The 20,449-nt window shown below is 40.5% G+C and carries 12 protein-coding genes; 7 read left to right on the top strand and 5 right to left on the bottom strand.

What is annotated here, in order from left to right; translation table 11 throughout:
• The first annotated feature begins 2 nt into the window (after positions 1–2).
• The 6 genes from B2107_RS12420 (at position 3) to B2107_RS12395 (ending at position 7,891) form a co-directional block, all read left to right on the top strand.
• Positions 3–2,687 carry a carboxypeptidase-like regulatory domain-containing protein gene (locus B2107_RS12420; RefSeq protein ID WP_293955950.1) on the top strand — a complete coding sequence of 895 codons (2,685 nt, stop codon included), beginning with the start codon at positions 3–5 and terminating at the stop codon, positions 2,685–2,687.
• A 35-nt stretch (positions 2,688–2,722) separates the two neighbouring features.
• Entirely contained in the window at positions 2,723–3,487 is a 765-nt protein-coding gene (locus B2107_RS12415) for an enoyl-CoA hydratase/isomerase family protein (RefSeq protein WP_209577049.1), read from the top strand.
• A 17-nt stretch (positions 3,488–3,504) separates the two neighbouring features.
• On the top strand, positions 3,505–4,188 hold the full coding sequence (locus B2107_RS12410; RefSeq protein WP_293955949.1) for a hypothetical protein: 684 nt from the start codon (positions 3,505–3,507) through the stop codon (positions 4,186–4,188).
• Between the two features lie 32 nt (positions 4,189–4,220).
• Positions 4,221–5,957 (top strand): phospho-sugar mutase, encoded by a 1,737-nt coding sequence (locus tag B2107_RS12405; RefSeq protein ID WP_293955948.1) that lies wholly within the window; start codon positions 4,221–4,223, stop codon positions 5,955–5,957.
• Positions 5,957–6,499: an NUDIX hydrolase gene (locus tag B2107_RS12400; protein WP_293955947.1), complete on the top strand. Its 543-nt coding sequence runs from the start codon at positions 5,957–5,959 to the stop codon at positions 6,497–6,499. Before B2107_RS12405 ends, B2107_RS12400 begins: the two co-directional genes overlap by 1 nt.
• Before the next feature lie 78 nt (positions 6,500–6,577).
• Positions 6,578–7,891, top strand: coding sequence for a nicotinamide mononucleotide adenylyltransferase (locus B2107_RS12395; RefSeq protein ID WP_293955946.1), 1,314 nt, complete (start codon positions 6,578–6,580; stop codon positions 7,889–7,891).
• 204 nt (positions 7,892–8,095) lie between these two features.
• Here the strand turns inward: B2107_RS12395 and B2107_RS12390 are convergent, their stop codons facing one another.
• Both B2107_RS12390 and gcvP read right to left on the bottom strand, forming a co-directional pair.
• Positions 8,096–8,923, bottom strand: coding sequence for an N-acetylmuramoyl-L-alanine amidase (locus B2107_RS12390; protein ID WP_293955944.1), 828 nt, complete (start codon positions 8,921–8,923; stop codon positions 8,096–8,098).
• Between the two features lie 218 nt (positions 8,924–9,141).
• On the bottom strand, positions 9,142–12,015 hold the full coding sequence (gcvP, locus tag B2107_RS12385; protein ID WP_293955942.1) for an aminomethyl-transferring glycine dehydrogenase: 2,874 nt from the start codon (positions 12,013–12,015) through the stop codon (positions 9,142–9,144).
• A gap of 576 nt (positions 12,016–12,591) precedes the next feature.
• Between gcvP and ctlX the strand changes: the two genes are divergently transcribed.
• Positions 12,592–13,542 carry a citrulline utilization hydrolase CtlX gene (ctlX, locus tag B2107_RS12380; RefSeq protein WP_293955940.1) on the top strand — a complete coding sequence of 317 codons (951 nt, stop codon included), beginning with the start codon at positions 12,592–12,594 and terminating at the stop codon, positions 13,540–13,542.
• A gap of 161 nt (positions 13,543–13,703) precedes the next feature.
• Here the strand turns inward: ctlX and B2107_RS12375 are convergent, their stop codons facing one another.
• The 3 genes from B2107_RS12375 to rimO all read right to left on the bottom strand — a co-directional run bounded on the left by B2107_RS12375 (position 13,704) and on the right by rimO (position 20,433).
• Complete coding sequence (locus tag B2107_RS12375) at positions 13,704–16,883, bottom strand: TonB-dependent receptor (protein WP_293955938.1); 3,180 nt, start codon at positions 16,881–16,883, stop codon at positions 13,704–13,706.
• 260 nt (positions 16,884–17,143) lie between these two features.
• Positions 17,144–18,733 carry a bacillithiol biosynthesis cysteine-adding enzyme BshC gene (bshC, locus tag B2107_RS12370; protein WP_293955936.1) on the bottom strand — a complete coding sequence of 530 codons (1,590 nt, stop codon included), beginning with the start codon at positions 18,731–18,733 and terminating at the stop codon, positions 17,144–17,146.
• A 362-nt stretch (positions 18,734–19,095) separates the two neighbouring features.
• A complete protein-coding gene (gene rimO / locus B2107_RS12365; protein WP_293955934.1) occupies positions 19,096–20,433 on the bottom strand; it encodes a 30S ribosomal protein S12 methylthiotransferase RimO in 1,338 nt (445 codons plus the stop codon).
• Positions 20,434–20,449 lie beyond the last annotated feature (16 nt).

The following is a 20,449-nucleotide window of genomic DNA, read 5'->3' as shown; positions in this document are numbered from 1 at the left end:
ATATGTATCCTAAATTACTGCTTTTAATAAATTTCCTGTTATTCGCTTTATTGGCCCCGGCTCAGATCGACCAAACGCTACAAAAGCTAGAAACCTACCACGAACATCATGTGAAGGAAAAAATCTATCTCCATGTCGATAAAAATGACTATTCGGCAGGCGAAACGATCTGGTTCAAATTATACTGCACCACAGCTCCTTTTAACTATTTGAGCAATATCAGTAAAATAGCCAATATAGAATTGATCTCACCCACAAATAAAATTATTAAAAGCATCAAAATTCCGGTCACAATCGGCCTCGGCATAGGAGACCTCAACTTGCCGGATACACTGGAAGAAGGATCCTATCGAATTAGGTCATTCACCAGATGGATGCAAAATGACTCGACAGCTAATTTCTATGAACGTGTCATTCCTGTCACAAATGGCCGATCGGATAATGTAATGACGAAAAGCACCCTCATTAAAAACGGAACTGAAAACATCTTCCAGATCAATCTCAAAACCATCCAAGGAGCGCCCCTAATCAACAACAACATTAGTTATACCCTACAACAGAATAATAACAAAGAAAAATCTGGGCGATTAAAATCAAATGAAAATGGCACTATAGCACTTGAATTGAAAGATGACTTTAAGGGAGGAACGCTATCATTACAATTCCTTTCTCTAGACAAAAGACGTGTCTTAAAAAATTTTATCATCCCTGACCCAAACAGCCAAAATAGCCTGCAGATTTTCCCAGAGAGCGGTGAATTCGTCAATAACATCCTATGCAAAACAGGCTTCAAAACACTCACACCTACAGGCTTAGGAAAAAAGGCAAAAATAACCGTAAAGGAGGAAAACCAAACGACCATTGCCGAATTTGAAACCAATTCATTGGGAATGGGAAGTATCCCCCTACTGCTGCAGACAGGAAAAAAATACATAGCCACGGCATTTTTTGAAGACGGCTCTTCAACGAGCACTTCTTTGCCCGCTGTATTAAACTCGGGATATGTGCTAACTGTAAATTCAACACTAAAGGATAAGATTGCTGCCCAATTTTCCACGACGGATGATTTAGTCAATGGCGAAGAAATTTATTTAGTTGCCCAATATAATGGTCTTGTCTTCCATGCTGCCAAACAAAAATTAAATGCAGCAGAGGTCTTATTTAATATTCCGAAGAAAAACCTTCCGTCCGGTGTATTACAACTAACCATATTGACTGCGCAAATGGCGCCCCTTGCAGAAAGGCTTGTATTTAACTACAATACCGAATCAACGTTACTGCCCGTTTCAATAGCACTCAATAAATCTAGCTTCACGACCCGCGATAAGGTAATCGCAAACCTCAACGTTCACTACGACGATCGTGACACATCAAAAGTTGCAGCACTCTCGGCTTCAGTTGTCAATCTGAATAAGGTGGATTCTACAACAGACCGCTATTATTCGTCTATTGTCTCTGAACTCTTGCTGAAAGCTGATCTTCGCGGCTTTATCGAACGCCCTAATTATTATTTCGAGGATTTAACAAATATCAAGATTAACGATTTGGACAACCTCATGTTGATTCAGGGCTGGCGCAAATTGGATTGGAAAAGCTATGAAAATACCGCGCCCACATCGTTTCTTCCAGAAAAAGGACTTACGGTATCGGGAACCGTCAAGAAAACGGCCCGTAAAGCTGTTGTACCAAACGCTAAAGTAACCATTATACCCACAAGCAACATGTTGCTAAGTTTAGATACACTGACCGATGGAAATGGACGGTTTGCTTTTGACGAGCTGTTCTTTGCCGATAGTGTCAAATTTATTGTAACAGGCGATGGTCCCAAGGAGAAAAAAAGAGTGGATATTATCATCGACGAACCGCTTAACCCTTCACCAAATAAAAGTAAAGATCAACCACTGTTGATTAATGACATCAATACCAATCTGCTTACACAACTAAAAAATAGTCAGCAATTTCTTGGCGAATTGGAAGCAGCGGGCATTATCCAGAAGAGCATTCGATTGGAAGAGGTTCAGGTTAATAGGGTAAGAACAACTAAAGCTGACAAGAACTCCCGAAACCTGAATGGTCCGGGAAACGCCGATCAAGTCATATCTGCTGAAGATCTTTCCGCGTGTACAACACTGGAACAATGCCTTTCTGGACGATTAGTTGGGGTTATGTTTCGAAATGGTGTTCCGTATAGCACAAGGTCTATGGGATTGAATGGCGGTAACCCTATGCAAATTGTCCTTGATGGCATGTATATTGAAGCTGATCAAATTAATATGATTAATGTGGCAGATATCGCAAGTATAGAAGTGCTTCGTAGTATCGGCAATACGGCCATATATGGCATGTATGGCGCAAATGGTGTGATTGTGATAACAAGTAAATCGGGTGATGCGCTTTCTTCATCGTATACCCCCACAGGAATCGTCACAATTTTACCCAAGGGATTACATGTAAACCGAACTTTTTTCAAACCTCAATACGATGTGACAAACAAAAATGAACTGCGACGTGATCTAAGAACGACAATCGCCTGGGAACCCAATCTGATTACTTCCAAAGACGGAAAAACACAGTTTGAATTTTTCACATCGGATGAACCGGGGAAATATAAAATAATTGTAGAAGGAATAAACATGGATGGAAAAATTGCGCACTTCGAATATTTGATAGAGGTAAAACCACAATAGCAGCGCAAACAAATCGTTATCATTAAAACAAGAATATGCAACATATTAAAACTACAATAGACGATCATATTTTAAGTATTTTCCTCGACAGAGGAAAGTCTAACGCCATCGACACGCAACTATTGAAGGAACTGATCGATACCCTGGAAGCATCCCAACAGAATGAAGCTATCTATGGCACCATATTGATTGGAAAGGAAAACTTCTTCAGTGCAGGCCTCGATCTAATCACTTTATTCCAATATGATGAAGAACAAATTAGGGAGTTTTGGAATTTATTTTTAGAAGCGACATCACTTTTAGCTGCCTTTCCAAAACCGCTCGTTGCTGCAATATCAGGCCACAGCCCTGCTGGAGGGTGCGTACTCGCCCTTTGCTGCGATTACCGGATTATGGCCGAAGGTAATTTTGTAATTGGCCTCAATGAAATTCCTGTCGGGCTCATCGTCCCCGAAAGTATATTTGAGCTATATGCTTTTTGGATCGGAAAAAGGGATGCGTATCAGAATTTGCTCGAAGGGAAATTGCTTTCTCCCGTAGAAGCCAAAAATCAGGGACTTGTAGACGATATTGTTCCGTCAAATATACTCTTCAATACAGCAACAAAAAAAATAAAACAGATCACACAGTTCAACCAAAAAACCTGGACGACATCAAAACTGAACTTCCGAAAGGAAATAATCCTTAAATTGCGCGAGAATAGAGAAGAGACAATCCAGCGTATTCTCGAACAGTGGTGGCTTCCGTCAACACGCTCTATTTTAAAGTCAATCATCGAAAACTTGACTTCAAAGAAGTAATTTAAAACAAAATCATCATGAGAAATGTCTTTTTCTTTATTCTTATTTGTCTAACAGCAGCGACTATCTCCTGTAGAAATAACAAAAAAGAAGATAAAGCTGTAAAAATCATTCAGGATTCAGTTCCTGTGGATACGATACAAAAACGCGATACTCTTGAAAAAGAAGTAAAGAAACAGAACTCAGAAACATTGGAAGAAGTGCTCGAAAAACTTGCAAAGGCTTATTCAGAACAAGACAGCAAAACAATAAATTCGTATGTACATCCCAAACTGGGGATTTACATTATCTATCGCCCAGGCGCACTAGACTCTTATGTACATCAAAACAGTTTCAATTTTTCTAAACCCGTACCGGAATACCATGCGTATGAAAAGTTAATATACAAGGGACCATTGAAGTCAGGGAAACTACCTATTTTTGATTGTGGTACGATGAAATGGGACAAACTCGGATTCTATTATGATAGAAAAACTCGACCGAATGAATTGTCGCAAACGGCAAAATTCATGAATGAAATTCTTGATGCCAAAATAAATAATACTGAAATGCAGCGCCTAAGAAATTTAGAATCCAGAAGTTATAGAGCCATCATGACTTCTGATGAGCACGAAGAACCATTTGTTTTTCATGTAACAAAAGAAGGCGAAAAATGGTTTATTACAGTGATAGACCGCGCCTATGCCGGATGCGATGCATAATACTTTGTACATTTTAGCCATACTTAACGATAATGAAAAATTTAGATAAAGACATACAAAAGAAAATCGAAGATTGGTTAACCCCAAGTTTTGATGAAAGAACTCGACAGGAAGTTCAGGATTTAATCGACAGTAATGAGGAGACAGAACTTACCGATTCTTTTTACAAAGATCTGGAGTTTGGAACCGGAGGTTTGAGAGGCATTATGGGCGTAGGCTCCAATCGGATGAATAAGTATACGATTGGTAAAGCAACGCAGGGCCTGTCTAACTACCTCAAAAAACAGTTTCCAGACCAGGAGATCAAGGTAGCGGTATCTTATGACAGCCGCAATAATTCGCAGGCTTTTGGGCAGCTCGTTGCCAACGTGTTTGCAGCCAACGGCATCAAAGTGCATCTGTTCATGTCTTTACGACCAACCCCCATGTTGTCCTTTGCCATCCGTCATTTTGGCTGTCAGAGCGGTGTGATGCTAACGGCTTCGCACAATCCAAAGGAATACAATGGTTATAAGGCCTACTGGAATGACGGCTGCCAGCTAACTGCCCCGCACGACAAAAATGTAATCGAGGAAGTAAATGCAATCCGTTCAGTCGATGACATCAAATTTGACGGAAATACGCAAAATATCATTCCCGTCGGGGAAGAAATCGACCAGATCTATATCGATGCCAATAAAAAATTAAGCATTCATCCTGAAGCCGTATTAGCGCAAAAAGACTTAAAAATTGTTTTCTCTCCGATACACGGCACGGGCATTACCATAGTCCCAAAAATGCTAGCAGCCTGGGGCTTTGAAAATGTGTCCGTTGTTTCTGAACAGGCTACGCCCGATGGCAACTTTCCAACCGTAATCTATCCGAATCCCGAAGAAGAAGATGCCATGGCCTTGGCGAAGAAAAAAGGGGAAGAAATTGATGCCGATCTTGTGTTGGCAACAGACCCGGATGCTGACCGTGTGGGAATTGCCGTAAAAAATAACAAGGGACAGTTTCAGCTGCTCAACGGTAATCAGATCGGTAGTTTATTGATCTACTACGTTCTTAGCGCTAAAAGTGATCTTAAGCAGCTGGGATCAAATCCATATATTGTTAAAACGATTGTGACAACAAATCTGGAGGCAGACATTGCAGAACATTTTGGCGTGCCCTGTTATGAAACGCTCACTGGTTTTAAATATATTGGCGAACTGATGACCAAATTAGGCGATTCAGCAAACTATCTGGCGGGCGGGGAAGAAAGCTATGGTTACCTTGTCGGTGATCTTGTACGCGACAAGGATGCTCCCAACGCCTGTGCTTTTTTGGCCGAGATGACCGCCTATTTCAAATCAAAAGGCAAAACAGTCTATGAGGTGCTCATGGATATCTATAAGGAATTTGGCTGCTACCAGGAAAAACTGATTTCTTTAACAAAAAAAGGAAAAGCTGGAGCTGAAGAAATTCAGGCGATGATGTCGGGATTACGCGCTAATTTACCAACTAGCCTCGGAGGTGTTCAGGTTAAGGAAATCCGTGATTATCAACTGTCCCAAACCACCGATATGCGTACGGGCGAGGAAACTGCGATCGCATTGCCTAAATCGGATGTACTGCAGTTCATAACAGTAGACGGTGACGTGATTTCGGCGCGCCCATCGGGTACTGAGCCTAAAATCAAATTCTACTGTTCAGTGAAAGAAAACTTAAAGGATACCGCAGACTATGCCGATGTACAAAAAGCTTTAGAAGAGAAGGTAGACCGTATGATGAAAGATATTGTAAACTAATGGAAAAGTGGAAACTATTATCTTCTGAATATATCTATAGAGAACCTTGGGCAACTTTGCGAAGAGATGCATGCGAGCTCCCTGACGGAAGAATAAACGACCATTATTATGTGCTGGAATATCCAGATTGGGTAAACATGGTTGGAATTACCGAGGAGAATGAGCTCCTGGTCATTAAACAATACCGCCACGGAGCAGGCATTATTTCAGTGGAGATTCCAGCAGGAACGACAGAACCCGGAGAAGATCCCAAGAATGCAGCTGTGCGCGAGATGCTCGAAGAAACAGGCTATGCATTTGACAAGATGGAAGAGATCGCCACGCTTTATGCCAACCCCGCCACTAGTGGTAATATTACCTATACCTACCTAATGACAGGAGGTAAAAAAGTTCAGGAACAGGCATTGGATGAGCACGAAGAAATCGACGTCTATCTTATCCCACTCGAAGAGGCAAAAGAAATGCTATTGAACAACAAATTCAGTCAGGCATTACACACGAGCGCTTTATTCTACGCTTTCAATAAATTAGGCTTGTTATAAAACAAGCCTAATTTTATTCTGTTTTTTTCCTTCATACTTTAATTTTCACTAGCCTTTTGATTTTTGTACCTTTGCATCATGGCAAGAGAAATTTTTGAAACTAAGCGAAAGGCACTGAAAATAAATCTGAACCCAGAGATTTATGGAACTTTCGCAGAGATCGGTGCTGGACAGGAAGTCGCACGCAACTTTTTCAACGCAGGCGCCGCTTCAGGCACAATTGCTAAGACCATGTCCGCTTACGATATGGCATTTAGTGATGCAATTTATGGCGAAGAGGCCGATGGGCGATATGTCAGCAGAACACGTGTAAAAAAGATGCTCTCTCACGAGTTTAATCTTCTTACGCAAAGACTTCACGGCGATAAATATTGTAACAAAAAATTCTTTGCCTTTGCAGATACCGTAACGACACTCAATTTTACCAAGACCAATGAACCTCACGGTTGGATAGGGCTTCGATTCCAACACGAAGTTGGCGGTCCTACCAATGATATCATTGTCCATGTCAGACTCCTAGACAGCGACAACCAATTGCAACAAAAGGTATTGGGCATCATTGGTGTCAATTTACTATTTGCTGCTTATTACTACGCGGAGAATGTGCAGACGATGATTGAATCATTAGTTGACAACCTTTCTGTTGGGTCTGTAGAAATTGACTTGGTTAAACTCAATGGACCACTCTTTGAAAATGTCAACCAACGGCTCATTAACTTATATCTAATCGCAAAAGGATTTGCCAAAGCTGCAATTTTTCAACCTGATGGCAAAGCTGTACAAATCAAAGATTACCTGTACAAAAAGAACATTATTATACTCCGTACCAAATACCGTCAAAAATCTCTTCCAAACTTTGATCTTTTCAATCTTGCCGTTGAACAGTTCAAAAAAAACACGGGAGCCACATATGCAGATACTATTGTATTAATTGAGGTCCTCATGGGAAATGTCTTGGAAGATACGCATGAAATTACAGATCAGGATTTGCAAGAATTTGCTTCTAGAGCGGATGAATTATGTGCTACCGGAAACAATATCATTGTCAGCAACTTTAGAAGAAACAATCACTTGGCGGAGTTTATAAGTAACTTTAAGCCCAAACACATCGGTATTGCCACAAACGTCTACAATTTGAAGAATATTTTCAATTCCGATAATTATAATAAAGAACTATACACCAATGAGCTTCTCTCCTATATTTCGGGAATGTTCAATAAAAATGTGAAACTATACGCCTATCCTTACCTCCTTAAAAAAGAAAATAAGATTATTACCACGCATAATATGCCAGTTTCCGAAGAAGCCAAACCGCTTTTTGAATTTTTGATCAAAAATGGCTATATTATTGATATTGAAAATTACGACGAGAAATTTGTAAAAACCGTATAAGCGCACAGTATCTTTTAACTATTCATAATATAGCCCAATTTGTTCAATTGGGCTATATTATTTTTGCCCTACAATGAAGGCCGTAAAGGTATTTACCGCTGCCCCCGATGAGCAAAACGCTTGAGTACATCAACGTCATTCGGGCCGGTTGGATAAAGTAGCCTACTATCCAGTCTAAAAATTAAAAAATAGCGTATTAGCTGCCTACAAAAATTTCTTATAGATCGAATAGAGTATTTTAAGATCCTGATCACTCATGAAAGCGGTATGAACATCCTGCTGGATGTAGTGAATCTTAAACGCCTTGATTGCCGCATCGACATTGCTCACGTCGTATCCGATGATACGTAATGCCATTTTTGGATTAAAGTCTGCCGGAGGCGTCTCTAAATAGTCTTCATACCAAAAACCAAAGCCTTGATCGGCCAACTTTTTCCATGGAAAACGCGATGGATCGTTTTTCCGAGTTGGAGCCAGATCCATATGTCCTATAAAATTGGCCTGCGGAATCCTGTAGGTCGTCTTTAAATAAGTCAATAACTGCATCAAGGCATTTATCTGTGCATCAGTCCAAGGATCGGTGGTCCCATTATTGTCCAGCTCAATGCCGATAGAAGAAGAATTAAGATCCGTATCGTTGCCCCATTTTCCTAATCCAGCATGATGCGCACGAAAGAGATCATTGACCATCTGCACGACTTTTCCATCTCTACCGACCACATAATGGGAGCTTACACCTGCTTTCGCGGAATGAAATGTGCGAACGGTCTGTCCTAAAGAGTCCTGAGCTGTATGATGAATAACGACAAAATTGGGTTTACGGATACCAAAATTAATCGATGCAATCCATTGTTGATCGTTGACATTCACCTTCTCCAATTGACCGGTGACAGGGGATTGTTTGTATAGTTTTGAAAACTCTTTTGCCTGCTTCTTATATACCTTTTCAGTCTTCGCGTATTTCCCTCCGGCACAAGAGGCTAAGAAGACTGTGGTGACACAAAAATTGATGGATAATTTTAGTATGTTCATAGTGAAATGTTTCAGCACAAACTAAGACAAATTTGCCAAGAAAACCAAATTTATTCCTCGTATCCTGTCGCGCTGCAGATGCAAAACTTCTCCTTCTCCTGCGGAACAAAAATGGTTGCTTATCGCAAAAGTTAAAGCTGTTATTTGAGCGCACATATCAAATTACATACAAAAAGGGCAGTCCATTTGGACTGCCCTTTTCCATATAGTATCCGAAATTATGCTTCGGCGTATTCTTCAATAGATGGACACGAACAGATCAATGTACGGTCACCTTGAGAATCATTTACACGTCCTACAGAAGGCCAGAATTTACGATCTCTAACATATTCCAACGGATATGCAGCTGTTTGACGACTGTAAGGTCTATCCCACTCATCTGCCGTTACAACCGAAGCAGTATGTGGTGCATGTTTCAGTACATTGTTAGCTTGGTCCACGTCTCCTGCTTCAACCGCAGCGATCTCTTCACGGATAGCAACTAATGCATCACAGAAACGATCCAATTCAGCCTTAGACTCCGATTCAGTAGGCTCAACCATCAATGTTCCTGCAACAGGGAAAGAAACTGTCGGTGCGTGGAAACCATAATCCATTAAACGTTTTGCAATATCTGCAACCTCGATACCAAAGTTTTTGAATCCACGGCAATCTAAGATCATTTCGTGTGCACAACGTCCGTTAGTACCTGAATAAAGTACCGGATATGCATTTTCTAGACGTGCTTTAATATAGTTTGCATTTAATATTGCCGTTCTTGTCGCATTTGTCAAGCCTTCACCACCCATCATTGAAATATAAGCATGGGAAATAAGCAAGATCGATGCTGAACCAAATGGAGCTGCAGAAACAGCAGAGATACCCTCTTCACCAGAAGTCGAAACCACTTCGTGATTAGGTAAGAAAGGAACTAAGTGTTTCGCAACACCGATAGGTCCCATACCTGGACCTCCACCACCGTGAGGAATACAGAATGTTTTATGGAGGTTCAAGTGACAAACATCGGCACCAATATGCCCTGGGCTTGTCAATCCAACCTGTGCATTCATGTTCGCACCGTCCATATAAACCTGACCGCCGTTTGCATGAACAATTTCACAGACTTCAATGATCGACTCTTCAAATACACCGTGTGTAGAAGGATAAGTCACCATCAGTGAGTTCAAGTTTGCAGCATGTTCAGTCGCTTTCGCTCTTAAATCTGGAATATCGATATTTCCTAATTCATCACATTTCACAACGACCACTTTTAAACCTGCCATAGAAGCAGAAGCCGGGTTGGTTCCGTGTGCAGAAGCAGGGATCAAACAGATATTACGTCCATGATCACCACGGCTCTCATGGTAAGCACGGATAACCATCAGACCAGCGTACTCCCCTTGTGCTCCTGAATTTGGTTGGAAACTCATCTTCGCAAAACCTGTAATCTCAGCTAACCAGTCATTCAATTCGCCGATCATTTGCATATATCCAGAAGTTTGATCTGCGGGAGCAAATGGATGCAAACCGCCAAATCTCGCCCAAGTAACTGGCACCATTTCAGCTGTCGCATTTAATTTCATCGTACAAGAACCCAATGGAATCATTGAATGACAAAGCGATAAATCTTTTGCTTCCAACGATTTGATATAGCGCAACATCTCATGTTCAGAATGATAGCTATTAAAGTTTGGATGGGTTAAGTAAGCAGAAGTACGTACTAAATCGGCAGGAATTGAAGAACCTAAATTCTCTTCTAATGCATCGAAATCGACGTCATTCAATGTTTTACCTTGAATTTTAGCAAATACTTTGACGATCGTCTTAATATCTTCGTATGTGGTTGTTTCGTCGATAGCAATTGAAACTTCCGAACCATTATAATAGAAGTTTAACTCGTTATTTAATGCCTCAGATTTCAAAGCACCAGCATGTGCACCTAAGTCTACACGTAGTGTATCAAAATAAGCTGCATTCAATTGCGTATAACCCAACGACTGTAATGCTTGATCCAACAGATTGGCCAAAGCATTGATACGTGATGCTATATTTTTGATTCCTTCTGGGCCGTGGTAAACGGCATAGAAAGAAGCCATAATCGCCAAAAGCGCTTGTGCAGTACAAATATTTGACGATGCTTTATCGCGGCGAATATGTTGTTCGCGTGTCTGTAAAGCCATACGCAATGCATATTTGCCATTCGAATCGGAAGTAACACCGATAATACGACCAGGAATGTTACGCTTAAAGCTATCGCGTGTCGCAAAATAGGCTGCATGAGGACCGCCAAAGCCCATCGGTACGCCAAAACGTTGTGAATTACCAACAACAACATCTGCACCCCATTCTCCCGGAGGGGTTAACAATGCTAAGCTCATTAAATCTGCCGCAGCACATACGGTAATATTCTTACTGTGCGCTGTAGCTGCAAATGATTTATAATCAACAATTGAACCATCCGCTGCAGGATATTGAACAAATGCTGCAAATACATCATCTGTCAATTCTGATTCAGCAATAGCCGCAATTTTAAGTTCAATACCAAAAGACAAGGCACGGGTCTTCAATACATCAACCGTCTGCGCATAGGCATTGTCCGACACCAAGAATACGTTAGCATCTTTATTTTTCCGAGCTGAATACAGCATAAACATGGCTTCAGCTGCAGCCGTAGCTTCATCCAACAAAGAAGCATTGGCTATTTCTAAACCAGTAAAGTCACAAATTACAGTCTGGAAGTTCAATAAAGCTTGTAACCTACCTTGTGCAATCTCCGCCTGATAAGGAGTATACTGCGTATACCACCCTGGGTTTTCAAATACATTTCGTTGAATTACGCCCGGAAGGATTACATCGTAGTAACCTTGACCAATAAAAGATTTAAAAACTTTATTTTTCTCAGCGATTTCCGCAATACGCTTTAAATAGGCGACCTCAGACAATGCTTTAGGAAGATTTAAAGGTTTTGGAGCACGAATTTGAGAAGGGACCGTTTGGTCAATAAGTTGGTCAATAGACGAAACGCCTAATTTGGCCAACATTTCATTCGCTTCAACTGGACTTGGGCCATTGTGGCGATTTTCGAATTTTTCTTGGAAGTGTATATTGCTCATGTGTGCAAAAAGTTAACGCTTATAGATAGTTAGCGACATTATAATTAGGCAATTAACTCTCTTATAAACAGTCGTTTTTTGGATGAGCAAAGATAGCAAAATAAATGACTGAAAACGAAGCGAAAAAGTGGTTAAAAAGTCAGTTTTACTGGACTATTAAAATGCAATCGATTGTCTTGATTACGTTATTTTTGGAATAAACACAAACATACCGATTGATCATTATAAATATAACAAATAACCGCGCGATCACTTGCTACAATTTTAAAAAAAATGCGATTATATGGGGAGACGCTCATGAGTTTTTTCCTTTACATTACCATTCTTTTTTGCAATGCCAATGAATTTTCAATAAATTAGTATAAGTACCAATTGTAAAGTGGCTTCGAAATAACGATAGGTAATTTTCGCCAAGAAATCCTGATATCTACGACGTATTCCGTTATCAAGAAATCTTAACGAGGAAAACATTATCCAACGTGGGAAGCCCCTCTTTTGACAAATTATAAATGCTCAAAGAAAAAATGAATATCATTTCTATTTAACAATATAACAGCGAAATAACGATTATAAATCATGAGAAAGCAGGTAACAGACAGCGTCCTTTTAGTAAGGCCGGCTGTCTTCCGTAAAAATGAACAGACTGCGGTCAACAACTTCTTCCAAAAGGATATCGAAAATCTCAGTATAGAAGAAGTCAACAAAGAAGCGCAAGGAGAGTTTGATGCACTAGTACATGAATTGAAGTCACATGGAATTTTAGTGACTGTCATTCAGGACGACGAAAAATCAGAAAGTCCCGACAGTATCTTCCCCAACAATATTGTATCCTTTCATCAGGACGGAAAAATAATCTTCTATCCCATGTTCGCTCCAAATCGCCGAAAAGAACATTTATTGGATTTCGAAGGTCCATTGAAACAGAACGGCTATTACGTAAAACTGACCAAAGATTTGAGTGATGCCGAAAACAATAAACAATATTTGGAAGGGACCGGCGCACTTGTCCTCGACCGAGCCAACCGTGTAGCCTATTGCGCTTTGTCGGAAAGGGCAGACCGGGATATGCTCGATGAATATTGCAGGACCGAAAACTATACACCGGTTGTATTCCATGCTTTTCAAACGGTCAATGGACAACGGAAACCCATCTATCATACCAATGTCGTGCTCGCCGTAGGTGAAGATTTTGCCATCTTATGTCCACAGGCAATTGACGATCCGTCTGAGCTAGACACCCTCTTGAAGAGTTTAAAGGAGACAGGCAAGGAGATTATAGAGATCAATGAAAGCCAGCTTGAATCTTTTGCGGCAAACTGCCTCCAAGTGAGAAATAAATATGGGAATCGTTTTATTGTCCTGAGCAATCAGGCATTATCTTCACTGACTTTGTACCAAACCGCGCAGTTAGAAAAGCATGGTAAAATTATTCACCAGGATCTCCATGTTATTGAAACATGTGGTGGGGGAAGTGTACGCCACATGATGGCCGAAGTTTTTCTTCCAAAAGAAAAGGTCCTGAACTAGCCCTCAAGCATATGGATGCAGATAGGCTGCTTTTTTTTTAAACAAGCCTATTTTGCCTAATCAGCATGAGGTAATAGACAAATAGAATGCACCTAGGAGTGAGCAGTAGTTCCTAGGTGCGTTTTTTTTTCTAAAATATAGTGTTCTTATTTTTCATTCTTTTAAAACGAATACCGTAATCCCAGTTGGAATTGATACGGGTTACCCGAAGGTGATACGATACCAGAATTATTCACATTATAATTAAACTGTTGTTTTGTAACATCAAAAGGCAGCAATTTCTCTCCTGCGGCATCCTTTCCACCTAACGCATATAGATTTTGATTACCCAAAGACTCATTCACGCCCCAAGTCTTTTTGAATAAATTGGCAACGTTGAAAAGATCGCCCGATATTTCCAATGCGTGGTTTTTATATAAACTGAACTTTTTCGCAATTCTCAGGTCAATCAAACCGTAAAAACCATTTACACCACCATTACGTTCGGCTATTTTTCCTTCATATTTTTTGATAAAATCTTTCAGACTCTGACTCGCTTCTGGATTATTCAACAAATTATTCAGTCCTGTAATCAATTGTTTTGGCGTATTGGGACTGTTGGGATCAAAGATAAAGGCCAGATCATTGTCGCCCGCCACAAAGTCTCCATTTATATTTCCACCGGCCAATAAACTATATCGTGTACCGCCAATACCAGAATACCTTACTCCTACGCTGACACCATAAAATGTTGGGAAAGTACCGTAGATCACAATCTTGTTGCGGAACTGATTGTTGGAATAACTCATCTTGCTCAAATCGCGCGGATCGTCTTTCACAGCCAACGACAAGGTTGCTGTATTCGCCACGTTTCCGTTGAAAGACGTATTATCTTTAGCATCATTCCAGGTATAGCTCACGGATATAGAGCCATCTTTGTAATATTGATAACTCGCATCCAATACAACGGCAAACTGATTCACTTTTCCTTCAGAGTTCAATTCCAGCACACGTCCGAATTTATTGGAAATTCGGCCTTTTTTCCAATCTGGGGCTCCATCAACAATCGATGCTGCGGGAACAAACACACCACGGTTATCTTCATTTGTCAATCTGAAAAACGGATCCCGAACCATGTTACGATCTACATACATGTAGTTGTTGCGCCCTAAATTCATATACCCGGAAAGACTCGCTTTCAACTTTTCAGTAAAGAAATGTGTATAGGATACATTGGCCTTGTATACTACTGGAATTTTCGCATCAGGTCCATAGGTATTGATTGTAGGCACCTGAAATTGTGCTAAGGTTGGTGTCGTTGACGGATCTTTTCTGTACCCCATAAAATCAGGTGTGGGCACATCACTGCCACGAACATCCACTGTCGCAAAATGCTTCCCATCAAACGTCAAATTGTTGATTGTCATATAATTGTTAATATCAGACGCAAAGACACCTGCTCCTACACGAAAAAAGTCCTTTCGCTCTTCATTCACATCCCACGTCATCTGGAAACGAGGTTGTACAACAAAGGATTTTAACTTGTGATCTGTACGCACCCCTACTTCTTTCAGCAATTCCTCGTTTAATGGAGAGGTTGGATAATGTCCGTAATCCAATCTTAGGCCAGCAACTAGATCCAATCCCTGCGCCAACTTCGTTTGTAATTGTCCATATACACCAGCATTGAATATTTTACCGGCCACAGCGGGGTCACTTACCAAAGGAACCTCACGATAGTAAGCATATGGCTTCATGTCGTCGAAGTTTTGCATGGCTGTCTTTCCGTCACTCGGTCTAAAGTGAAAGCGACCATTAACTTCACTTCCATAAACAGAATTTGCATGGGTATACATCAAATCGACACCAAAGGTGTAATTGATATTGTCGGTACTATAATAAATATTATCAACAAGCTGAAATACATTGTTTTTAAATGATTCCTGCGCAAAACGATGTCCCCCCAATTGCAGTGTGGTCTTTTTATCTTCTCCAGCTACCTTGGAGACTGCATCTTCCACAATTGCACGGGGAATATTTTGACTGGGTAAAAGATCTCCGGGACTACTTTTTTGATAGGTATAAAGATGCTGTACTTTCAATTCATTCGTTACCTTTGGCGAAATGGTTGTACGTAAAGTTGCTAACAGACTATTATCAATGTTTTTGTCATTCCCGTAAGACTCATACAAGGTTATTGGTTTATTATCTTGTAAGCCTAACTTATTGTTGTCACTTGTGAAGTTGTTTCGGACCGTCAATAGGTTGTTTTCATTAATCTGCCAGTCAATTCGTCCAAAAATCGCATCAGACCCTCGCTTCTTATCAAATGCGCCATATTGCCGCTCATTGCCCAATCCGTATTTTTTACGTCCAATAGAGACAAATTCATCCAAGGTGGAGTTTGTCACATTAAATCTCTTCTCGTCGGCTTCAGAATTGATATCGGCAATAATCAAGGGACGGGCATCGCGCTGATGATCCCAAGCTACAAAATAATGCAATTTGTCTTTAATGATCGGCCCGCCCAAGGTAAATCCATATTGATACGTTGAGAAATCATTATTTCGTTTATTCCCCCTAATATCGTATGGACTGGACAACCAATCGGCCCTTGAATAAAGCCATGCGCTTCCGTGCGTTTGATTTGTTCCCTGTTTGGTAACCGCACTTACCGTTCCGCCGCCCGCTCTTCCGTAAGTCACGTCATATTGATTGGTAACCACTTTAAATTCCCGGACTGCTTCTATCGAGATGGAGAAAGGTGCGCCGCTACGGCTGGTTGTCGAACCTGCAGAAGTCGGGTTTTTCGCATTCATACCATCAATGGTAAAATTGGTAGATGAACCCAGCTGGCCACCGATATTATCTCCCTTGCTTAAAGGAGACAGATCCATCAGCGAAGTAAAATTGCGACCGTTAACAGGTAATTTGGCTATATCTTTCGCAGTAACCGCGGTAGCAGCACCGAGGTTCTCGATTTTATTCTTTAAGGTACTTATTCCTGTTAATTCAACCGTTTCTAATACATTGGACGTATTTTGGATAGGAATGATCAGGCGCACAATATCGCCTTGATTTAAATTAAATCCCGAACGAACCTGTTCCCCATACCCTATATAAGTGACTTTGATGGTATAGGGGCCGCCTAAAGGCAACTCTTTAAAGTTAAAATCGCCATTTGCATTGGTGGATGTCTTCGTTGTGAAGCCTGTTGATTCATTACGCACTTCAACCGAAGCGCCGTGTACCCCTTTGTTGCGCTCGTCTGTAATCTTTCCGGAAAACCCTGCTTGCGTCGTTTGGGCATAAAGACCAGTTCCAAGTGCAACAACACAGGTGGTAAGTAGAAATTCTTTCATTTAGTTGTTGATTTTTATAATGAAAGCAAAACTAAATTGAAACTATTAACAGAAACTAAACGAAGTATTATGAAATTATAAACAAAACATTTTAATACTTGTATACCTGAAATGCCATCAGTTTCCCGAAAAACAACCCGCTATCAGAACATGCAATAAAATTTTCATCCTTACGCTAATACCAACAGAAATTGAAATGAAAGTTCTTTCTTGGCAATCTCATCAAATACGACAGAAAAAAGTCAGCCGAAGCTGACTTCCTAATACAAAATTGTGAATTTAAAATCCAATGGATTAAAGTACTTGTAAAGATCCTTGAAGAGGTTATCGCCATGTTTAACGTAAAGTAAAGCGAAATTCTCAGATCTTTCCTGCAGCCCTCCTCCCGGGAAGAGTTTTTCCTTAACTTGATCAATATCGGTTAAAGCGTGTTGGTGATTTCGCTTCTCGGCTTTCAACAGCTTTTTTTCTAAATTATTGATCGCTTTTTTTAATCGTGCTTTTACTGCCTCCGTACTCGGCCCTAAACTTGGATCAATTTTATGGGTTCGCAACTTTATCTTACCAAAAATGGCATTCAGCTCCATCCATTCGTCGTTGAGATTCAGACGTTCTTTAGTATGGCGCCGTACATATTCCTTCTTCAGCACTTCTGCTGAACGAAAGATACTTTTGAAAGTAAGATCAACGCGAAATAACTTAGCCGCTATTTTATCGTCTGTTATCATCGCTGAATTGCGTGGTATCAAAATTGGAAAATCGACCTGATAGTGGTCAAAATTCGACTTTAATTGCATCCAATAGACCATTTCGGCTCCACCGCCAATGTACGCAAGATTAGGAAGTATAATTTCTTGATACATCGGACGCATAACCACGTTGGGACTGAACCGCTCGGGATGATGCTCGATTTCTTGCTCCAACTCCGCCTTTGTAAAATAAATATTCTGATGCAATACTTCGTATCGGCCATCAGCAGTGAGCACGAGACGTTCCCTAAATTCATCCGTTAAATAAAAGAAATTAATTTCACGTGCGTGTACTTGAGTAGAAAAACCCTTTGACTCCAACTCCTCCGATCGAGAAGTTATTGCCTTAAAGCTATTTTCAGAGAAGATATCTTCTTTAATAATCGGCTTAAACAGTTCCTTCAATGCCCGATCATCCGCGTCAATAATCAAAAGGCCGTATGACTTAAACAATTCATTGACCATATACCGCGTTGCATCGGCTAAACGATCATGGTTCAAATAGGCTTCTTCCACAATGCGTGTAAGCCGAGTGGAGTTTTCTGAAAGCCCTAAAATATTTGTATACTGCTTCACGGCGTCAACAATCGTCGTTGTATCCATTCTTCCGGTAGCAGAAACAGCGGCTGTATCCCAACTAATTTTCTTACCGAAGACTTTCGTATGGTTGATTTCTTCAAAATCGTGGTCTTCGGTCGCCATCCAATAAACTGGAATAAAATTTTTATCGGAATGTCTGCTCTTCAAATCTTCAGACAAACGAATGGCCGTCATGATTTTAAAAATAAAATACAAAGGCCCGGTAAAAATATTGAGCTGATGCCCGGTCGTGATGGTATAAGAATTCTGATCGAGCAACAGCGCTATATTGGCCGCTACAGCAGGAGAATCCTTTAATAGTTCACCATATTGCTTTTTAAGACGCTCAACAAGAATCTCCCGGTATTCAAATTTCTTCTTTTCGTTCAATTGCTTTTCAAAACCGGCCCAGGTAGGCCAATTCCCAACAAAAGGTTCTAAGGCCTCATCATGTGCCAAATAGGCTAATAAAGTCTTGGAGAAGCTATTTGTTTCACTATATTCAATATAAGTTGCCTTCATCTGCAAATTTTATTAATTATTCTCTGTTCTTAATTGATAACGGAAATCCCCAAAGGAAGCTGACATGGCAGTGCATCTTTTCGTTAAATAGAACCTATTTTCAATTTTAATCAGAAGGCTGAGTCACCCGTAAAACGACGGGATTTCTTGAATCTGATTTTAAACGGCTATAGATTGTTTAAAATGGGGATTATACGCTTACAAATGTATCGAGTTTGCGTCGACAAAATAGTGAATTTTCACAAAAAGCTTCTGTAGCTTTTAAATTATATCATTTTACTGACAATTGTCTAGAAACAAACGGGCCTCCTTTGAATAAAGGAGGCCCATTTGTTTCTATTTTCATCTATAAGCTTTTAAACTTATTTCCTTACAATTTCACCATATAGATCGAAATCTTCGGCACGGTCGATTTTTACCTGAACAAAATCACCAATACGTGCATAAGAATCTGCAGCAGGAATCAAGACCTCATTGTCAACCTCTGGAGAGTCGTATTCTGTGCGGCCAATAAAGTAATCGCCGTCGATACGATCAACCAGCACTTTATAGGTATGACCAACCTTAGACTGATTGATATCATAGGAAATCCCTTGCTGAACTTCCATGATCGCTTCGACACGCTCCTCTTTTACTTCCTGAGGTACATCATCTTCCAAAGTATGTGCGTGTGTTTTTTCTTCGTGAGAATAAGTAAAACAACCTAACCTGTCAAAACGAGTCTCTTCAACCCAATCTAACATCTCCTGAAAGTCCTGTTCAGTTTCACCTGGATAACCACAAATTAATGTTGTACGCAAGGCGATATCCGGAACTTTGTCACGTATGGCATTGACAAGATCAATCTGTTTCTGTTTTGTTGTACCTCTGCGCATAGACTTCAACATCGGATCAGATATATGTTGCAATGGCATATCCAAGTAATTACAGATATTTGAACGTTCATTCATGGCGTCCAAAATATCCATTGGGAACCCCGAAGGATAGGCATACTGCAGTCTGATCCATTCGATACCATCGACATCCGATAAATGACGCATGAGATCAGAAAGATTGCGCTTTCCATAGATGTCGAGGCCATAATAAGTTAGATCCTGCGCTATTAAAATTAACTCTTTGGTACCATTCGATGCAAGGAATTTAGCTTCTTTCACCAGATCGTCTATGGATTTGGAAATGTGCTTACCACGCATCAAAGGAATTGCACAAAAAGAACATGGGCGGTTACACCCCTCAGCAATTTTAAAATAAGAAAAATGAGAAGGTGTTGTCAATAGTCGCTCACCAAGCAATTCGTGCCGATAATCAGCACCAATGGAAGACAATAGATCCGGCAAATCGTTCGTACCGAAAAAAGCATCAACATTGGGGATTTCAGACTGCAACTCTGGTTTATACCGTTCTGAAAGGCAGCCGGTAACGATTACTTTATTGATTTTCCCCTGTTCTTTTAAATCCGAATATTGCAAGATGGCATCTATAGATTCCTGCTTGGCATTATCAATAAAACCGCAGGTATTGATCACGACAATATCATTCGCCTGTATATTTGATGCTTCATGAACAACTTCCATCTGATTGCCTTTCAACTGACCCATCAGAACTTCACTATCGTGAATATTTTTCGAACAGCCCAAGGTGACCACATTGACACGTGGTTTATTAACCGACGGGGCTGGTTTCGCGTATTTTGTCTTCATATGATTTGAAGGCAGA

It is taken from the genome of Sphingobacterium sp. UBA7855 (genome assembly GCA_002500745.1).
In the GTDB taxonomy this organism is placed as follows: Bacteria; Bacteroidota; Bacteroidia; order Sphingobacteriales; family Sphingobacteriaceae; genus Sphingobacterium.
This window is presented reverse-complemented; position numbering and strand designations above follow the sequence as displayed.